We start from the raw sequence: 15781 nt of genomic DNA, 5'->3' as shown, positions 1-15781 counted from the left end.
GACCCGGGAATCGGCGACCGCGACGACGTGTGCGCCGGGCGAGCCCACCATCGGCTTGCTCGCCGGGTGCAACAGCGGCCCGGAGACTGCGGCCAGTGCGGAAACCACTGGCATCGCCCCGCCAGCGCAGCGAAGGCAAGGTCAGCCCGTCCCGCATGGCCGCGGAGGCCCCGTTGCGGTCAGTTCCCGCCGACCCGGTCGGACAGTTCGCCGCAGTCGACCTCGACGCCGCGCTCGGCGAGCACCTTGACGGCGGCGATCCCGGACGATCCCGCGCCGACGACGCAGACCCGGAAGCGATATGACCACTGGTCATATGACCGGCGGTCAGATGAGTACGATCGAGGCCGGGGGAGAGTCAAGAAGAGGAGGCCGGGGGTGCCGACGGGAACGTGGGAGCGGCTGCCGGAGCAGCGGCGGGCGGCCGTGCTGGCGGCGGCGGAGGCGGAGTTCGCCGCGCGCGGTTTCAGCGGCGGCAGCCTCAACACGATCTGCCGCGAGGCCGGGGTGTCGAAAGGCAGCCTTTTCCAGTACTTCACCGACAAGGCCGACATGTACGTGCACCTCGCCGAGCTGGCGAGCGCGCGGATCCGCGCGGCCATGGAGACCGAAATCGCGAAGCTCCCGTGGGACGACGACTTCGCGGGCGCGCTCGACCAGCTGCTCGACGCGTGGGTGCGGTATTTCTACGACCACCCGCTCGAACGCGCGATGACCGCCGCGGCCAACCTGGAACCCGATCCGGTCGCGCGCACGCCGGTGCGCGAGGCGGTCAACCGGCACTATCTGGCAGTGCTGCGCCCGCTGTTCGAGCGGGCGGTGGCGGCGGGCCAACTGAGCGCGGAAACCGACGTCGAGATCGTGTTGTCGTTGCTGCTGCTTGTTTTGCCGCACTTGGCGCTGGCTCCGCACGTCGCGGGTTTGGACCCGCTTCTCGGCCTGGCGGAAGGAGATCCCGCGCACGCGACGGCGACGGCGCGCCGGATGACCGGGGCGATACTGGCTCCGTATCTCCGCTGAGGGTGCGGCACCGGCGGGTCAGGTCGGGACGCGTGCGGTGCGCAGGTAGGACGCCAGCCGGATTCGCAGTCCGCGCAGGTCTCGCAGGGCCAGCGGCAGGTGGTAGGCCGGGCGGTAGCCGACCGCGGGGCCGGTCTCGCCGCATGGCCCGGCGAAGTAGACGAAGCCGTCGTCGTGGTCGTGGCGGGCCGGGGACCACGGCTGGTCCTGCCAGGCGCGCGGGGCGGCGTGGCTGGCGATCCAGTAGTTCGGGGCCTTCATCGTCTCGGCGATCGCGGCGGCGAACCCGGAGGCGTCGGTCTCGCTGACGCCCAGCCCGCGGCCCGGCCACAGCCGCGGCAGCACCCGGTCCGCGGTGTGGTCCTCGAGCCACGGCGCACAGGCGAAGACGGCGTGGGAGCCGTCGACCGAGACCGACCAGCGCTGCATGGCCGCCGTGGGCGGGATTTCGTACATGGCGACCACCTGCCGGGAAGACGAGGGTTGGGCGAAGCATAAATGAACTCCGTCCCGGTGCGCCGGGCGCGGCGGGGATCCGGTGGCGGCGGGCCGAGGCGCGATTTCGGGGCGGGCACGGTGATTGTCGCCGCGCAAGCCGGTCACCGGCCCGCCGCCCCGGGCCCGGCGGGTTCCGTCCCGTTCGCTCGGCAACACCCGTCCGGGGGAGACCCGGCGTGCGGCTCGGGGATAATCCGCGTGGTGGCCATGCTGCGGTTCGAATTCCATCCGCCCTCCGAGCTGGGCGGTCCGGTCGTCATGCCCTACGTCGACGACGTCGCGCTCGCCGACCTGGTCGACCGGTTCGAACTCGCCGCCGGAATGTCCCCGGCAGGCGAGGCTTACGGCGGCCTGATCCCCGCGTATTTCCGCGGCACGATGGCCGAGCACTTCCACGGTCTCGGCGCGGAGGACGGCAAAACCACGCTGCTCGCCTGCGCGTGCGGGGATTGGGGCTGCTGGCCGCTGCTGGCGCGCGTCACCGTGACCGGGGACGAGGTGGTCTGGGATTCGTTCGGACAGCCGCACCGGCCGGAACGGGACTATCGCGGGTTCGGGCCGTTCCGGTTCGCCCGCGCCCAGTACGACGCGGCGGTGCTGCGGTTCGGGTCCGCCTGACGGGCTGCCCTAGCCGCGGGGGCCGGTTTCGGCGGCGGTTTTGAGGTCGGAGAGCCAGGTTTCCAGGCCCATGTCGGAAGCCGGGTCGGCTTGCGGGCCCGAGTGGCTTTCCTCGGTGCGGACGAGGACGCCGTCGCGGGACGGGCGGAAGGTCCAGACGTGGGCGCCGTCGATGTGGTAGCCGGCGCTGTCCGCCGGGCCGGTCCAGCTGAGGCATTCGCCGCGTTGGAATTGCCTGACGGTGGAGCTGATGACGACTGTGCTCGGGGGAGTCGTGGGCACGTGGACGGTCGCCTCGAACCGCGAATGCCTGCGCAGCGGACCCGGATCCAGCCAGCGCACGGTCATCGGCGCGGCGGGTTTCTGCCAGGATGTCCAGGCTTCCACATCGGTCTGAAGGTTCCAGATTCGGCGCAGCGGTGCGTGGATCAGGATTTCCGCCCGATGCCGGGCTTTCGCGGACTGGTCGACGCCTTTGCCTTGACAGGTCAGCGAGGCCAGTCCGGCGGCTTGAGCGGGGCCGCGGCGAGCGTGCCCGCGACAGCCAGCGGGATCGCGAGCAGGGCGGTCCGGAGGCGAGGGCGCGGCGAGATGGTCGGGAGCACGAGCGTTCTCCTCGCATTGTTAATGCTATTAACTATAATAAAACACTATAGTGAGGCGCTGGTGAACGTCAATAGGAGAAGTGAGAGGCTCTAACGCGACGGCGCGCTCAGGTCTGAAGGAGGACGTCCGTCAGGGCGAAGGCCGGTCGAGTTCGCACGCGCGCCCGGCCGCTGCAGCCTTCGGCGCGGTACTCCACCGCGACGACGGGGCCGGTTTCGTGGCGCTCGATCGTGAGCACGGTGACTCGTTCGCGGAAGACGTCGACCACGAGGTCCGACTCCCGCCGGTACCGGATGCGGACGCTGTGCTGGACCACGTCCCAGGTGAGGTGGAGTTCCTCGGCGCCGGAGAGGGGAATCCTGACCTCGCGCACGAAGTCGTCGCCCGACGCCTCCTCGGTTTGCGGGAGGACGTCGAAAACGGAAAACTACACCTCGTCCTCGGCGACCGCGAACTCCATGCGGGGCAAGTTATCGGGCGGCGAGGGCAGAACCGAAGTGAATTAACCGGTGCCGCGTCCTGAAAGCCAGCGGTGTGCCCGTCCGCGGAAAGGCGCGGATGCCAGGTCGAGAAGCCGCAGTGAAGGGGCGCGTTCGCCCCTGAAGCACGCGAAAGGGCCCCGCCTCCCGAAGGAAAGCGGGGCCCCGCGCGGAAAATCAGTGTGCCGCGGCCAGTGCCGCCGTCGCGGGCGGCATCAGCTTCGGGTATTCCTTCTGGAACTTCTCGATCATCTTCGCGGACGGGATGATCCGGTTCGGGTTGTTCTGGTTCACGGCCTGCTTCTCGCCCCACGCGCCGGCGGCCTTGCGCTGGTCGGGGGTGCCGTGGCTGTGGTAGCAGTCGCCGATGGAGGCGTCGAGGTAGGTGACCTCCTGCTGGATGCGGGCGTTCCACGCCTCGCCCTTGGCGTGCGCTACGAAGTAGCCGCCGTAGGCGTCCGGGCCCATTTCGCCGGATTCGTTGCGCGGGTAGTTGTTGTGCGCGAAGTCGACCTGGTGGCCGTATTCGTGGCCGACGACCGCTTCCACCGACACGTCGTCGAAGCCGAGGTGGTTGACCACGTCGAGCAGGCCGTCGCCGAGCATGATGCGCTTGCCGCCGAGGCTGTCGGCCGGAGCGGAGTACGCGTTCAGGGTCAGCAGCGGGTGGCGGCCGCCCTGCAGGGCCGGGACCTCGTACAGCACCTTGGTCGCGAGCGCGCCCGCTTCGGCGGCCCGCTTCGGGTCGAGGCCGAGCTTGAACGTCTGGGTCGTGCGTTCCTGGCTGCCCAGATCGGTGCCCTTCCAGGCGACCAGCTGGATGTTCCAGCTCTCGATGTCCCAGAACCCGCGCAGCTTGTCGATCGTCGCGCCGGCGCGCGGCGTGTACTGGCCGTCGGTGCCGAAGACCTGCGGGGTCTTGTCGCTGGCGACGGCCTGGGTGTAGAGCTGGCCGATCGCGCTCAGCGCGCTGAGCGCCTTGCCCTCGGTCGGGGTCAGCGTGGACGCGAGCTTGTTCGCGTACGTCAGCAGCGATCCCTCGGTGCAGCCCGGAATCGGGCCCTGCGCGGCGTGCGCCTGCTGGCCCGGCCGCTTGACCGGCGAATCGAACAGCGGGTCGACGCCGCGCAGCGCGTTCGCGGGCAGCCCGTTGTAGAGGTCTTCGACGTCCTGGTACAGCTGCGCGATGTCCTGGTCGACCGACGTCGGCTCGGCCGCCTGCGGCGCCGCGGTCGCCGGGACGGCCGTGGCCACCGTCAGCGCCGCGAGGGTGCCCGCCGCGGCGAGCGTTCTGCCGAGAATCCTGGTCCGTTTTCGCATGGGCCCCTCGTTCCGGTTTCAAGATCGCCAAGTACCGCCACCCTAAGACGATCTTGGGCGCGGAAACCGGGCCGGGGAAAAGAACCCCGGGATGGCCCACGCCTTTCGGCGGGTTTTCGCCCTGCGGACATCGGCCGAAAGTACTATCGGGCACTTCTCCGGCGGCACCGCGGAGACGGGCATTCGGGGAAAGCGGCCGCTAAGCCCCGATCCGGAACCGCATCCGGCAGACCACCGCGTCGGAACGGCGGCGCAGCGCCCGGGCCAGCACCGCGCCGCGGCGGTTCTGCAGCACGCGCTGCCAGACGTGTTCCGGCTCGACCTCGGCGACGAGCACGAAGACACGGCAGCCGTCGTGCCGGCGAAGATGCTCCACGATCGGCTCGCCGAGGCGGCGGCGCTCGTCGTGCAGCTGGACCAGCGCGACCTCCGGATGCCAGCGCTCCCACGCTTCGACGAACTCGCGCGCTGACGCTTCTTCCTCGGGGTGCGTCACGTGGACGGCCTCGACGTGATCGCCGAGCGAGAGCGCGGCGGCGAGCGCGTCGCGGGTCAGCCGGGACACCGTGTGGACCGGGACGACCACCAGCGACCGGTCGGGCTGCGGCGGAGACGGGACGCGCCCGAGTTCGAGGCGATCGCCGATCCGGCGGTAGCTGCGGTGGACCCATTCCATCAGCAGCACGAGCAGCGGCAGCGCGACCACGATCAGCCAGCCGCCTTCGGCGAATTTCGTCGCGGCGACGACGATCGCGGCGAGTCCGGTGAGCAGTGCGCCGAACCCGTTGAGCGCGGCTTTCCTCCGCCAGCCGCGCGGGCGGGCCCGGAACCAATGCCGCACCATTCCGGTTTGCGACAAGGTGAATCCGACGAACACTCCGATCGCGAACAGCGGCACCAGCGTGTTCATGTCGCCATTCGCGAGGAGCAGCAGCGATGCCGAAGCGAGCGCGAGGAAACCGACGCCGTAGCGGTACACCTGGCGTTCGGCGCGCAGGGCGAAAACGTGCGGCAGGTTGTTGTGTTTCGCGAGCAATTGGGCCAGCACTGGGAGCCCGCCGAAGGACGTGTTCGCGGCCAGCGCCAGCAAGACGACGGTGGAGAATTGCACTGCGTAGTAACCGAAACCGTTCCCGAGCGACGCGGCGGTCACCTGCGACAGCACGGTCACGCCGTCGACCGGGTGGATCGAGAACTTCCCGATCAGCACGGCGATTCCGAGCAGCATCACCGCGAGCAAGCCGCCGAGCGCGACCTCCGCGCGCTGCGCCCGGCGTACGCGCGGTTTGCGGAACGACGGGACGGCGTTGGCGATCGCTTCGACCCCGGTCAGCGCTGCGCAGCCGTTGGCGAAAGCCTTGAGCAGCAACAGGATTCCGACCGTTTGGAGGTTCTGGAGGGAGCCGCTCGCGACCGTCGCCGCCGGAGCGTCGCGGAAGAGGCCGACCACGACGACGGTGAGAATCGAGCCGACGAACACCGCGGTCGGCACGATGAACGCCCGCGCGCTCTCGGCGATGCCGCGGAGGTTGATGCCGGTGATCAGCGCGAGCACGCCGAGGCAGAGACACAGCTGAGAGGGCAGCAGCGAGGGAAACGCCGAGGTCAACGCGGCGACCCCGGCGGCCGCCGACACCGCGACGTTCAGCACGTAGTCGACGATCAGCGAGGCCGCGGCCACCAGCGAAGCGCGGCGGCCGAGGTGGGCGCGGCTGACGCCGTAGGCCCCGCCGCCGTCCGGGAACGCGGCGATGACCTGCCGATACGACAGCGTCAACACAGCGAGCAGAACGGCGATCGCGAGCGTGACGGGCAGCGTGAAGCCGAGTCCGGTCCCGCCGGCGACGGCCAGGACCACCACGATCGCCTCGGGTCCGTAGGCGACCGACGCCATCGCGTCGAGGGACAGCGCGGCGAGGCCGCCGACGACGGACAGCCGGTGCCGGTCGGCGGCTCGCGGCGTTTCCGGGCGGGACAAAGTTGCGGTCACCCGCTCAGGCTGACCTCCGGACCGCGCTGGCAGGATGGCCGTTGACGCTTTCCTGACAGTGATCTAGCGAACGCGGGTCACCTCGACGACCCGGCTTTCCAGTGGCGCACCGCGAACGGCCCGCCCAGAAGCACCGCGAGCCCGACTACCCCGGCCACGACCATGCCCGGCCGCGTGTCGAACGCTCCGGTCGCGACGAGCACCACGCTGGTGAAGATCGCCAGCACCTCCAGCGCGGAGCGGCGCCGGCGCGGACGCCCGGATCCGCGGGCCAGCTTCGCGCTGAGCCGCGGATCCGTGGCGGACAAACCGCGTTCGATTTCCTTGAGTGCACGCTGTTCCCGGTCGGTCAGCATGCCTCACCCTGCTTCCGGTGCGCGTGCCGGCGACGAAGCAGGAAACGGAGCACGAGCACCCCGCCGAAGACCGCCGCGAACAGCGGGAGCGGATTGCTCCGCACCGCCTGCGCGCCCGCGCGGACCTTCTCCGCGGCCGGTGCCGAGATGGTCTTCTCGACCTGCTCGGCAGCCCGGTCTATGGTCGCGTCGACCTTTTCGCCGGCTCGGCCGCGGACGTCCAGCTTCTGCGAAAGCGCGTCCAGCGTTTCGGCCAGTTCCTCGCGGGTGACGTCCCGGTCCGCCCGGGCCTGCTCAACCTTGCGTTCGGTCATCACTGCCCCCGTGCTTGATCGTCTCGACGTCCTCGCGGACCCTTTCGACGGATTCCTCCGGCACCACCGGCCCGGCGCGGCGCGCTTCCTTGCCGCCGACCAGCGCGGCGAGCCCCGCCATCAGCAGCAGCGCGCCCCCGATGATCAGCGCGGAGAGCCACCCCGGAAGCACCAGCGCGAGGGCGAGCACGGCCGCGGCGATCAGCGTCGCGCCGCCGAGCAGCGCCAGAACACCGGCGAAGCCGACGAGCCCGGCTCCGATGCCGAAACGCTTGCCCTTCGTCTGAAGTTCGGCCATGGCCAAGCGGAATTCGTCTTGGAGCAGGCGCTTGACGGAAGCGGTCAGGTCGGCGGCGAGGTCCGCGGTGGACTTCTCGCGCGCGGGCGTCCGGTTCATTTCCTCCAGCACGGCTTCCTCCCTTCCTGTTCGAGGCGTACCCGGCTCGCGGACGGCGAAACCGGTCAGCGCCCGGCTGATTCCCGCTTGGCGAGGGTTTCCCGGAGCGCGCCGACCACCCAGTCGTGGCCCAGCGGCAGCGGGCTCGGCACCTGGTCGTCCGGGTCGTCGGCACTGTGCGCGAGCACTTCGACTTCGACGCCGGACTCGCGCAGGGCGGCGATCTCGGCGTCGTGCCGGGCCAGCCAGGCTTCGTCGGCGACCGCGGCGTCACCGGGACTGGTCACGCCCTCGGCGGCCGGATCGACGAGCAGGACGGACCGCACCGACCCGGCATGTTCGGCGGCCAGCCGCAGGGCGTCGGCGGCGAGCGGGCCGCTCGTGACGAGGTCGCTGCGCTGCGGCGCGGCAAGGGCCTCCGCGCTCTCGCGCCACGCCCCCTCGACCGGGATCCGGTACCAGAGGATCTCGTGGTCCTCGGCGAGCGGCCGCCAGGTGGCGGGCAGGCCGTCGTGTTTGGCGAGGCCGGCCGGGTCGAGCACGACCAGCCGGGGCGCGCCGGTCCGGCCTGCCGTGACCACCGGCGGGCCTTCCGCGCGGACCGGGTCGGACGGGAACGGTTCGGGCATGTCGGCTCCTTCCACGAGCTTCCGGTTACCCGGGCGCGGGAAGGAGAAACGGCTCGGAGGCGTAACCGCGGCGAACGTGGGTAGCCGGGGAGTGATCGGAGGAAGGAGACGATCTCATGACCACTGCCCGCGACCTGATGACTCCGAACGCTGTCTGCGTACGCGAGTCGGAGACCGTGAACGACGCCGCACGGAAGATGGCGAGCGAACAGCTGGGTGCGCTGCCGGTGTGCGGCGAGGACAACCGGCTCAAGGGAATGCTGACCGACCGCGACATCGTGGTGAAGGTGATCGCCGAGGGCAAGGACCCGCGCGCCGTGCACGCGGGCGAGCTGGCGCAAGGGGAAGCGGTGACGATCGGCGCGGACGACGACGTCACCGAAATCCTGCAGACCATGTCCCAGCACCGGGTGCGCCGGCTGCCGGTGATCGACGGCCACGACCTGGTGGGCGTCGTCGCGCAGGCGGACGTCGCCCGCGCACTGCCCAATCCGGACACCGGCGTGCTGGTGGAGGCGCTGTCGCACGATTACTGAGCCTCGCGGGTTTGCCTTGAGCGTGCCTGGGTACCCGCCGGGCAACGCAGTGCGGGCCAGGGGCTGGCGGCCGCGTGACTGTCGCAGGGGGACGGTCACGCGGCCTTTCCCGTGATTGAACCGCGGCGCAGCGGGTAGCCGGAACGGAACAGAACCGACTTTTCCGGGGAGGACTCCGTGGCAGACCGCATCCGACCGCCGCAGCAGCAGGATCCGCCGGGCACCACCGCGGACATGGACCCGCGGCCGCGCGATTCGATGACCGACTACGAGGGCCGCGGCCTGCTCGCCGGACAGCGCGCGCTGATCACCGGCGGGGATTCCGGCATCGGCCGCGCGGTCGCGATCGCCTTCGCGAAAGAGGGCGCGGACGTCGCGATCTCCTACCTCAACGAGCACGAAGACGCTGAATACACCGCTGATCGCGTGCGTGCCGAGGGCCGCGAATGCGTGCTGCTTCCGGGCGATCTCGCCGAGGCGAAACAGTGCCGGGACATCGTCGAGAGCACTCTGTCCGAACTGGACGGACTCGACATCCTGGTCAACAACGCGGCGACGCAATGGCCGGTCGACAGCCCCGAAGACCTGACCGAAGAGCAGTGGATGCACACGTTCGACGTGAACCTGCACAGCTACTTCCGGGTGACCGCCGCCGCGCTGCCGCATCTGGGCGACGGCGACGTCATCATCAACACCGGTTCGGTGAACGGCTTGCGCGGCAACAAGAGCCTCATCGACTACTCGGCGACGAAGGGCGCGATCCACGCTTGGACGTACTCGATGGCGCAGGCGCTGGCCGACCGCGGGATCCGGGTGAACTGCGTCGCGCCGGGTCCAGTGTGGACACCGCTCATCCCGTCGACGTTCCCGCCGGAGAAGGTGGAGAAGTTCGGGTTGCAGGTGCCGCTCGAACGGGCCGCGCATCCGGACGATCTCGCGCCGTCGTACGTGTTCCTGGCTTCGAACCGGCTGTCGTCGTACTACAGCGGCGAGGTGCTGGCCGCGCTGGGCGGCGAGACCGTGCCGGGCGGGTAACCGGGGTTCGGTCCGGGAAGGGCTCCTGGGAGGAACCAGTTCCTTCAAGGAGCCCTTCGCACCTCGGGGATTGCGCCGACGACCGGGGTCCGGTCGCAGGTCAGCGAAGAATCCGCCAGTCGGGCCTTCACCGGTCCGGCGAGTCGAGACCGGCGGCCAGCAGTTCGGCGAGATGGATGCCTTCCCGGCCGCCGTTGTCCAGTTCGTGCAGCTGGGTCCGGCAGCTGAAGCCGTCCGCCAGCACCGCTGTCCGCCGGTCCGCTTGGCGCACTCGGGGCAGCAGCACCCGTTCCGCGCACGCCTTGCTGACTTCGAGGTGTCCTCGTTCGAAGCCGAAGTTCCCGGCGAGGCCGCAGCATCCCGAATCGAGCCGTTCGACGTCCACTCCGGCCGCCTGCAGCAGTTCCTTGTCCGCGTCCCAGCCCAGCACCGCGTGCTGGTGGCAGTGCACTTGAGCCAGCGCGTGCCCGGGAATCCGCGGCGGCCGGTAGCCGGGGGAGTGCCGGGTGAGCAGTTCCGCGAGGGTGACGGTCTGGTCCCGCAGCCGCCGGACGTCCTGGTCGCCGGGGAACAGCTCCGCCACGTCGGAGCGGAAGACCGCGGTGCAGCTCGGTTCCAGCCCGAGGACCAGGCCACCGGCTCGGAGATGCGGCGCCAACGTGCGCACGGTGCGCGTCAGCACTCGCTTCGCGACGCCGAGCTGGCCGGTCGAAATCCAGGTCAGACCGCAGCACCCGGACGGCTCCGGCAGCGTCACGCGCCAGCCCGCGTCCTCGAGGACCCGCACGGCGGCTTCGGCGACGTGCGGGTGGAAGTAGGACGTGAAAGTGTCCGGCCACAACAGCACAGTGCCGCGTGCGCCGGTACCGGTGGGTTGCCGCCGGGCGAACCAGCGCGGCAGGGTTTTCGGGGCGAAGCGGGGGATTTCGCGGTCTTCGACCCCGGCAGCGCGCGTGGCGAGGCGGGTTTTGCCCAGCAGGTTCACAAGCCGGGCGGTATGGGTTTTCGCGACCAGCCGGGCGATCAGCGGAAGCCAGCCCATGCTGAAGTCCGACCGCGGCCGTTTCCAGGGGCGGCCTTCGTAGTGGTGGGCAAGGAACTCCGCCTTGTAGGTGGCCATGTCCACATCGGCCGGACAGTCGGATTTGCAGCCCTTGCAGGAAAGGCACAGGTCGAGCGCCTCGCGGACCTCGGCGGAGCGCCAGCCGTCGGAGATCGGGCCGTCGCCGTGCCCGTTGAGCATCTCGAACAGCAGCCGGGCGCGGCCGCGCGTGGAATGTTCCTCCTCGCGGGTGACCTGGTACGACGGGCACATCACGTCGCCGCTTTCCGGAGTGGACTGACGGCAGCGGCCGACGCCGACGCACCGGTTGGCCGCCTGGGAGAACGAGCCGCCGTCGTTCGGGAAGCGGAAGTAGAGATCCTGCGGCTCGGCGGGGGACCACGAGCCGCCGAGCCGCAGGTTTTCGTCCAGCGAGTACGGCGCGACGACCTTGCCCGGATTCATCCGGTCGGCCGGGTCGAAGATCGCCTTCAGCTGGCCGAAAGCGGTGACCAGATCGGTGCCGAACATGCGCGGCAGCAGTTCGCCGCGGCTCTGCCCGTCGCCGTGCTCGCCGGAGAACGAGCCGCCGAACTCCGCGACCAGGTCGGCGGCCCGTTCCATGAACCGCCGGTAGGTCGCGACGCCGGACGCGGTGTACAGGTCGAACGGGATCCGCGTGTGCACGCAGCCCTGTCCGAAGTGGCCGTACAGGCTCGGCCCGGTTTCGTCGGCGTAGCCGAATTCCGCGTACAGCGCGTCGAGCCGGCGAAGGTAGTCGCCGAGTTTTTCCGGCGCTACCGCGGAATCCTCCCAGCCCTCGAAGGTGTCCCGCTCGCCGGGGACGTGCGCGGTCGCGCCGAGCCCGGCCTCCCGGACCTGCCAGAGTTCGGCCTCCTTGGCCGGATCGTCGAGAAACGCGACCTCGGCGCCCTCGATCGAGTCGAGCAGCCCGCGCGCCTGTTTGTCGGCTTCTTCCCGTGTCTGCGCGCCGAACTGGACCATCAGGAACGCCCGGCCGCGCGGCAGTTCCTCGCGGGCTTTTTCGTTGAGGTGCTTCAACCGCTCGTCGTAAAGCAGCCGGTGGTCGACGCCTTCGAGCGCGATCGGTTCGTGCGGCAGGATGTCCGGCACCGCGTCGGCGGCGGTCCCGATGTCCGGATAGCCCAGCACGACCATCGCGCGCTCCGGCAGCACCGGCACCAGCTTCAGCTCCGCGCGCAGGACGGTGACCAGCGTCGATTCGCTGCCGACGAGCAACCCGGCGACGTCGAAGCCGTGTTCGGGGAGCAGCGAATCGAGGTTGTAGCCCGACACCCGGCGCGGGATGTCCGGAAAACGGCGGCGGATCTCGTCGGCGTACTCGTCGCGCAACCGGCGCAGCTGCCGGTAAATCGCCGCGCGCCGGTCGCCGTGGTGCTCGATCTCGGCGTATTCGGCGTCGCTCGTTTTGCCGCACCAGAACCGGGTTCCGTCCGCCAGCAGCACTTCCAGCGCCGCGATGTTGTCCACGACCTTGCCGGTGCGCTGGGCGGTCGCGCCGCACGAGTTGTTGCCGATCATGCCGCCGAGCGTGCAGTTCATGTGCGTGGCGGGCTCCGGGCCGAAGCGGAGTCCGGTGTCGGCGAGCTGCCGGTTGAGGTCGTCCAGCACGATGCCCGGCTGCACCACGCAGGTGCGGCGCTCGGCGTCGACGGATTCCAGCTCGGAGCAGTATTTGGACCAGTCGAGCACGACCGCGGTGTTGGTGCACTGTCCGGCGAGACTCGTTCCGCCGCCGCGCGAGAGCACCGGCGCGCCGAACTCCCGAGCCACCGCCAACGCTTCGACGGCGTCGTCCGGGGAACGCGGGAGCACGACGCCGAGGGGAACCTGGCGGAAATTGGACGCGTCGGTGGAGTAGGCGGCGCGGCTGCCGTCGTCGAAGCGGACCTCGCCCTCGACCCGCTCGCGCAGGGCGGCGGCGAGGGCCTCGGTGTCGATTTCGGCGGGTTCCGGCGGGCGGACGACGGGATGGGGGAGTTCGGCAGTGCTCATCAGCCCTCCTTGACCGCGTATTCGGCGGCCGCGTCCGCGTGCAGGCGCAGCCCGTGCCCGGCGGCGGACATCGACGGGGAGACCCGGCCGCCGCTCGGGTCGAGACCGCCGTAGAACAGCTCCTGTTCGATCCGGTCGTGGTCGGCGAACCATTCGAGGTGCCGGAAGTTCGGGGTCGCCGCGGCCGCGTGCGCGGACAGATTCGGCGCGCAGTGCGCGGAAACGTCGCGATTCGCGGCGGCGGCCAAGGCGGCGACGCGTCGCCATTCCGTGTAGCCGCCGCAGCGCGTCACGTCGACCTGGAGACAGTCCACCGCGGGCAGCATCCGGGCGAAATAGGGCAGGTCGTAGCCGTATTCGCCAGCCGCGATGTCCGGTCCGTCCGGCGTGCGCAGCTGCGCGAGCCCGGGCAAATCGTCGCTGGACACCGGCTCCTCGAACCACGTCACGCCGAACTCCCGCAACGTGTCCGCGATCCGGCGGGCCCGGCCGATCGAATAGCCGCCGTTCGCGTCGACGTACAACGCGGCGTCGTCCCCGATCGTCTCGCGGGCGAGCCGGACCCGGCCGATGTCGCGGGCGACCGCGGATCCCCACGACTCGCCGATCTTGATCTTCACCCGCGGAATGCGCTGTTCGCGGACCCAGTGGTCGAGCTGTGCGGCCAGTTCGTCGTCGTCCTGCGAGGTGAACCCGCCGCTGCCGTACACGTCGACCTCTTCGTGCACCCGGCCGAGCAAGCGGCTCAGCGGAAGGTCGAGCAGCCGCGCGGCAGCGTCCCAGATCGCGATGTCCACAGCGGACAGTGCACAAGAGACCAATCCAGCGCGGCCGAGGTTCCGGATCGCGTGCTGCATCGCGGTCCAGCACGCGGGCGGGTCCAGCACCGGCATGCCGACGACCGCCGAGGCCAGTTTGCCCTCGATGAGCGGGACACCGGAGAAGTCGGCGTACGTCCAGCCGAGCCCGTCGGCGCCGCCGGCCCGCACCCTGGCCACGACGAGCGTGGTGGAGTCCCAGGAGAGCGTGCCGTCGGCCTCCGGCGAAGGAGTGGGCACCCGGTAGGCGCGCGCGTCGATCCGTTCGATGTGCGGGGCGGCGACGGTCACCGCGACCGTCCGGGCAGGAATTCCTGCAGCTTCGTCTTCGCGCCTTGGAACATCAGGTGGAACGCTTCCGGATCGCCCTTGAGCACGGACTCGGCCACCGATTTCATCTGCTCGAACGTCGCGTGCGGCGGAATCGGCGGGACCTCTGCGTCGCAGCGCACGTCGAGCACGGCCGGCCGGTCCGCGGCGAACGCGGTCCGCCAGGCCGCAGCGAGGTCGCCCGGATCGTCGACGTTCACGCCTTCGAGCCCGATGCTGCGGGCGAATCCGGCGTAATCGACGTCCGGCAGCGACTGCGATTCCTCGAACTTCGGCGCGCCGCCCATCGCGCGCAGCTCCCAGGTGACCTGGTTGAGGTCGTTGTTGTGGAACACGCAGACAATGCACCGCGGATCCGTCCACAACCCGTGGTAGCGGGCGATGGTGATCAGCTCGGCCATGCCGTTCATCTGCATCGCGCCGTCGCCGACCAGCGCGATCGCCGGCCGGTCGGGATGCGCGAACTTGGCCCCGATCGCGTAAGGCACGCCGGGGCCCATCGTCGCGAGCGTGCCGGACAGCGTGCTGCGGATGCCTTCGCGGATCCGGAGATTGCGCGCGTACCAGTTGGTCGACGAACCGGAATCGGCGGTGACCATCGCGTTGCCCGGGATCTGCTTCGACAGCTCGTGCACGATCCGCATCGGGTTGACCGGTTTCGCGCCGACCTCGGCCTGCTGGTCCATCGTGGTCCACCAGTCGGCGACGTTCTTCTCGATTTTCTCGCGCCACGACCGGTTTTCGTTCCGGTTGAGCTTCGGCAGCAGCGCGCGCAGGGTCGCCGCGGCGTCGCCGACCAGGTTGACCTCGGTGGGGTAGCGCATGCCGATGAACCGGCCGTCGAGGTCGATCTGCACCGCGCGGGCCTGGCCGTATTCCGGCAGGAACTGGCTGTAGGGGAAGTTGGAGCCGACGATCAGCAGCGTGTCGCAGTCGCGCATCATCTCGTAGCTCGGCCGGGTGCCCAGCAGCCCGATCGCGCCGGTCACGTACGGCAGGTCGTCCGGGAGGACGTCCTTGCCCAGCAAGGCTTTCGCCACTCCGGCCCCGGTGAGGTCGGCTGCCTGGCGCACCTCGTCGACCGCGCCGCGCGCGCCTTGCCCGACCAGGATCGCGACCTTCTCCCCGGCGTTGAGCACGTCGGCCGCTTCGCTGAGGGCGGGTTCGGGCGGCACCGGATTCGGCCACGCGGTCCCCGGCGGGCTGGACGGCATCTGCTTGAATGCGTGCTGCGGCGGCTCGTACGGCTCCTCCTGCAGGTCCGCCGGGATGATCAGCGCGGTCGGCGTGCGCGACGCCTGCGCGACCCGGAACGCGCGGTCGAGCGCGTTGGGCAGCTGCTCGGCGACGTTCACCTCGATGCAGTACTCGTTCGCGACGTCCCGGTACAGCGTCTGCAGCTCGACCTCCTGCTGGTAGCTGCCGCCCATCGCGGTCCGCGCGGTCTGCCCGACGATCGCGACCACCGGCACGTGGTCGAGTTTCGCGTCGTAAAGCCCGTTCAGCAGGTGGATCGCGCCCGGCCCGGATGTCGCCATGCACACGCCGACGGCCCCGCTGAACTTCGCGTAGCCGACCGCGGAGAAGGCGGCCATCTCCTCGTGCCGGGCCTGGACGAAGCGCGGCTGGTTGTCCGCTTTGCCGAAGGAGGCGACGAGACCGTTGATCCCGTCGCCGGGGTATGCGAACACCTGCTCCACGCCCCAGTCACGCAGCCGCGAAAGCACGTAATCGCCGACGGTTTCGGTCATGACAA

17 protein-coding genes are annotated in these 15781 nt (G+C 70.2%); 5 read left to right on the top strand and 12 right to left on the bottom strand.

Annotation, left to right across the window (positions count from 1 at the left end; translation table 11 throughout):
• Positions 1-95: 95 nt before the first annotated feature.
• Entirely contained in the window at positions 96-305 is a 210-nt protein-coding gene (locus F9C11_RS32530) for a hypothetical protein (RefSeq protein WP_409181181.1), read from the top strand.
• Positions 306-378: 73 nt separating this feature from the next.
• The gene (locus F9C11_RS32525) at positions 379-1020 is read left to right on the top strand and encodes a TetR/AcrR family transcriptional regulator (protein WP_409181180.1); all 642 of its coding nucleotides are present in this window, start codon (positions 379-381) and stop codon (positions 1018-1020) included.
• Positions 1021-1038: 18 nt separating this feature from the next.
• On the opposite strand, the gene F9C11_RS32520 is transcribed toward F9C11_RS32525, so the two are convergent.
• Positions 1039-1476, bottom strand: a complete 438-nt coding sequence (locus F9C11_RS32520) for a hypothetical protein (protein WP_409181179.1) — start codon at positions 1474-1476, stop codon at positions 1039-1041.
• A 249-nt stretch (positions 1477-1725) separates the two neighbouring features.
• Between F9C11_RS32520 and F9C11_RS32515 the strand changes: the two genes are divergently transcribed.
• Positions 1726-2136 carry a hypothetical protein gene (locus tag F9C11_RS32515; protein ID WP_409187022.1) on the top strand — a complete coding sequence of 137 codons (411 nt, stop codon included), beginning with the start codon at positions 1726-1728 and terminating at the stop codon, positions 2134-2136.
• A gap of 9 nt (positions 2137-2145) precedes the next feature.
• Here the strand turns inward: F9C11_RS32515 and F9C11_RS32510 are convergent, their stop codons facing one another.
• From F9C11_RS32510 to F9C11_RS32475, 8 genes are all read right to left on the bottom strand, one after another.
• Positions 2146-2523: a hypothetical protein gene (locus F9C11_RS32510; protein ID WP_409181178.1), complete on the bottom strand. Its 378-nt coding sequence runs from the start codon at positions 2521-2523 to the stop codon at positions 2146-2148.
• Between the two features lie 325 nt (positions 2524-2848).
• Complete coding sequence (locus F9C11_RS32505) at positions 2849-3115, bottom strand: hypothetical protein (RefSeq protein ID WP_409181177.1); 267 nt, start codon at positions 3113-3115, stop codon at positions 2849-2851.
• 283 nt (positions 3116-3398) lie between these two features.
• Entirely contained in the window at positions 3399-4541 is a 1143-nt protein-coding gene (locus F9C11_RS32500; protein WP_409181176.1) for a hypothetical protein, read from the bottom strand.
• A gap of 199 nt (positions 4542-4740) precedes the next feature.
• Positions 4741-6531, bottom strand: coding sequence for an APC family permease (locus tag F9C11_RS32495; RefSeq protein WP_409181175.1), 1791 nt, complete (start codon positions 6529-6531; stop codon positions 4741-4743).
• A 77-nt stretch (positions 6532-6608) separates the two neighbouring features.
• Positions 6609-6887, bottom strand: a complete 279-nt coding sequence (locus F9C11_RS32490) for a DUF3040 domain-containing protein (protein WP_409181174.1) — start codon at positions 6885-6887, stop codon at positions 6609-6611.
• Positions 6881-7201: a DUF3618 domain-containing protein gene (locus tag F9C11_RS32485; protein ID WP_409181173.1), complete on the bottom strand. Its 321-nt coding sequence runs from the start codon at positions 7199-7201 to the stop codon at positions 6881-6883. Before F9C11_RS32485 ends, F9C11_RS32490 begins: the two co-directional genes overlap by 7 nt.
• Entirely contained in the window at positions 7182-7610 is a 429-nt protein-coding gene (locus F9C11_RS32480) for a phage holin family protein (RefSeq protein ID WP_409181172.1), read from the bottom strand. Before F9C11_RS32480 ends, F9C11_RS32485 begins: the two co-directional genes overlap by 20 nt.
• 53 nt (positions 7611-7663) lie before the next feature.
• Positions 7664-8227, bottom strand: coding sequence for a hypothetical protein (locus tag F9C11_RS32475; protein WP_409181171.1), 564 nt, complete (start codon positions 8225-8227; stop codon positions 7664-7666).
• A gap of 116 nt (positions 8228-8343) precedes the next feature.
• On the opposite strand from F9C11_RS32475, the gene F9C11_RS32470 reads away from it, so the two are divergent.
• Both F9C11_RS32470 and F9C11_RS32465 read left to right on the top strand, forming a co-directional pair.
• Positions 8344-8763: a CBS domain-containing protein gene (locus F9C11_RS32470; protein ID WP_409181170.1), complete on the top strand. Its 420-nt coding sequence runs from the start codon at positions 8344-8346 to the stop codon at positions 8761-8763.
• A 177-nt stretch (positions 8764-8940) separates the two neighbouring features.
• On the top strand, positions 8941-9798 hold the full coding sequence (locus F9C11_RS32465) for an SDR family oxidoreductase (protein WP_409181169.1): 858 nt from the start codon (positions 8941-8943) through the stop codon (positions 9796-9798).
• A gap of 127 nt (positions 9799-9925) precedes the next feature.
• Here F9C11_RS32465 and F9C11_RS32460 read toward each other — a convergent pair whose 3' ends face one another.
• Genes F9C11_RS32460 through F9C11_RS32450 form a run of 3 tightly spaced genes read right to left on the bottom strand, consistent with a single transcriptional unit; the run spans position 9926 to position 15776 of the window.
• Positions 9926-12877, bottom strand: a complete 2952-nt coding sequence (locus F9C11_RS32460; RefSeq protein WP_409181168.1) for an FAD-binding and (Fe-S)-binding domain-containing protein — start codon at positions 12875-12877, stop codon at positions 9926-9928.
• Positions 12877-13986, bottom strand: a complete 1110-nt coding sequence (locus tag F9C11_RS32455; RefSeq protein WP_409181167.1) for an enolase C-terminal domain-like protein — start codon at positions 13984-13986, stop codon at positions 12877-12879. The genes F9C11_RS32460 and F9C11_RS32455 overlap by 1 nt, the downstream gene beginning before the upstream one ends.
• On the bottom strand, positions 13983-15776 hold the full coding sequence (locus F9C11_RS32450) for a thiamine pyrophosphate-requiring protein (protein ID WP_409181166.1): 1794 nt from the start codon (positions 15774-15776) through the stop codon (positions 13983-13985). The genes F9C11_RS32455 and F9C11_RS32450 overlap by 4 nt, the downstream gene beginning before the upstream one ends.
• Positions 15777-15781: the final 5 nt, after the last annotated feature.

It is taken from the genome of Amycolatopsis sp. VS8301801F10, assembly GCF_046195355.1.
Lineage (GTDB): Bacteria > Actinomycetota > Actinomycetes > Mycobacteriales > Pseudonocardiaceae > Amycolatopsis.
The sequence above is the reverse complement of the archived record's forward strand: the minus strand, read 5'-3'. Positions and strand labels throughout refer to the sequence as shown.

What these genes read in the sequence shown, in the direction of transcription:
- F9C11_RS32520 (WP_409181179.1), bottom strand. Translation starts at nt 1,476, where the DNA reads ATGTACGAAATCCCGCCCACGGCGGCCATGCAGCGCTGGTCGGTCTCG.
- F9C11_RS32515 (WP_409187022.1), top strand. Translation starts at nt 1,726, where the DNA reads ATGCTGCGGTTCGAATTCCATCCGCCCTCCGAGCTGGGCGGTCCGGTC.
- F9C11_RS32500 (WP_409181176.1), bottom strand. Translation starts at nt 4,541, where the DNA reads ATGCGAAAACGGACCAGGATTCTCGGCAGAACGCTCGCCGCGGCGGGC.
- F9C11_RS32490 (WP_409181174.1), bottom strand. Translation starts at nt 6,887, where the DNA reads ATGCTGACCGACCGGGAACAGCGTGCACTCAAGGAAATCGAACGCGGT.
- F9C11_RS32485 (WP_409181173.1), bottom strand. Translation starts at nt 7,201, where the DNA reads ATGACCGAACGCAAGGTTGAGCAGGCCCGGGCGGACCGGGACGTCACC.
- F9C11_RS32475 (WP_409181171.1), bottom strand. Translation starts at nt 8,227, where the DNA reads ATGCCCGAACCGTTCCCGTCCGACCCGGTCCGCGCGGAAGGCCCGCCG.
- F9C11_RS32470 (WP_409181170.1), top strand. Translation starts at nt 8,344, where the DNA reads ATGACCACTGCCCGCGACCTGATGACTCCGAACGCTGTCTGCGTACGC.
- F9C11_RS32460 (WP_409181168.1), bottom strand. Translation starts at nt 12,877, where the DNA reads ATGAGCACTGCCGAACTCCCCCATCCCGTCGTCCGCCCGCCGGAACCC.
- F9C11_RS32450 (WP_409181166.1), bottom strand. Translation starts at nt 15,776, where the DNA reads ATGACCGAAACCGTCGGCGATTACGTGCTTTCGCGGCTGCGTGACTGG.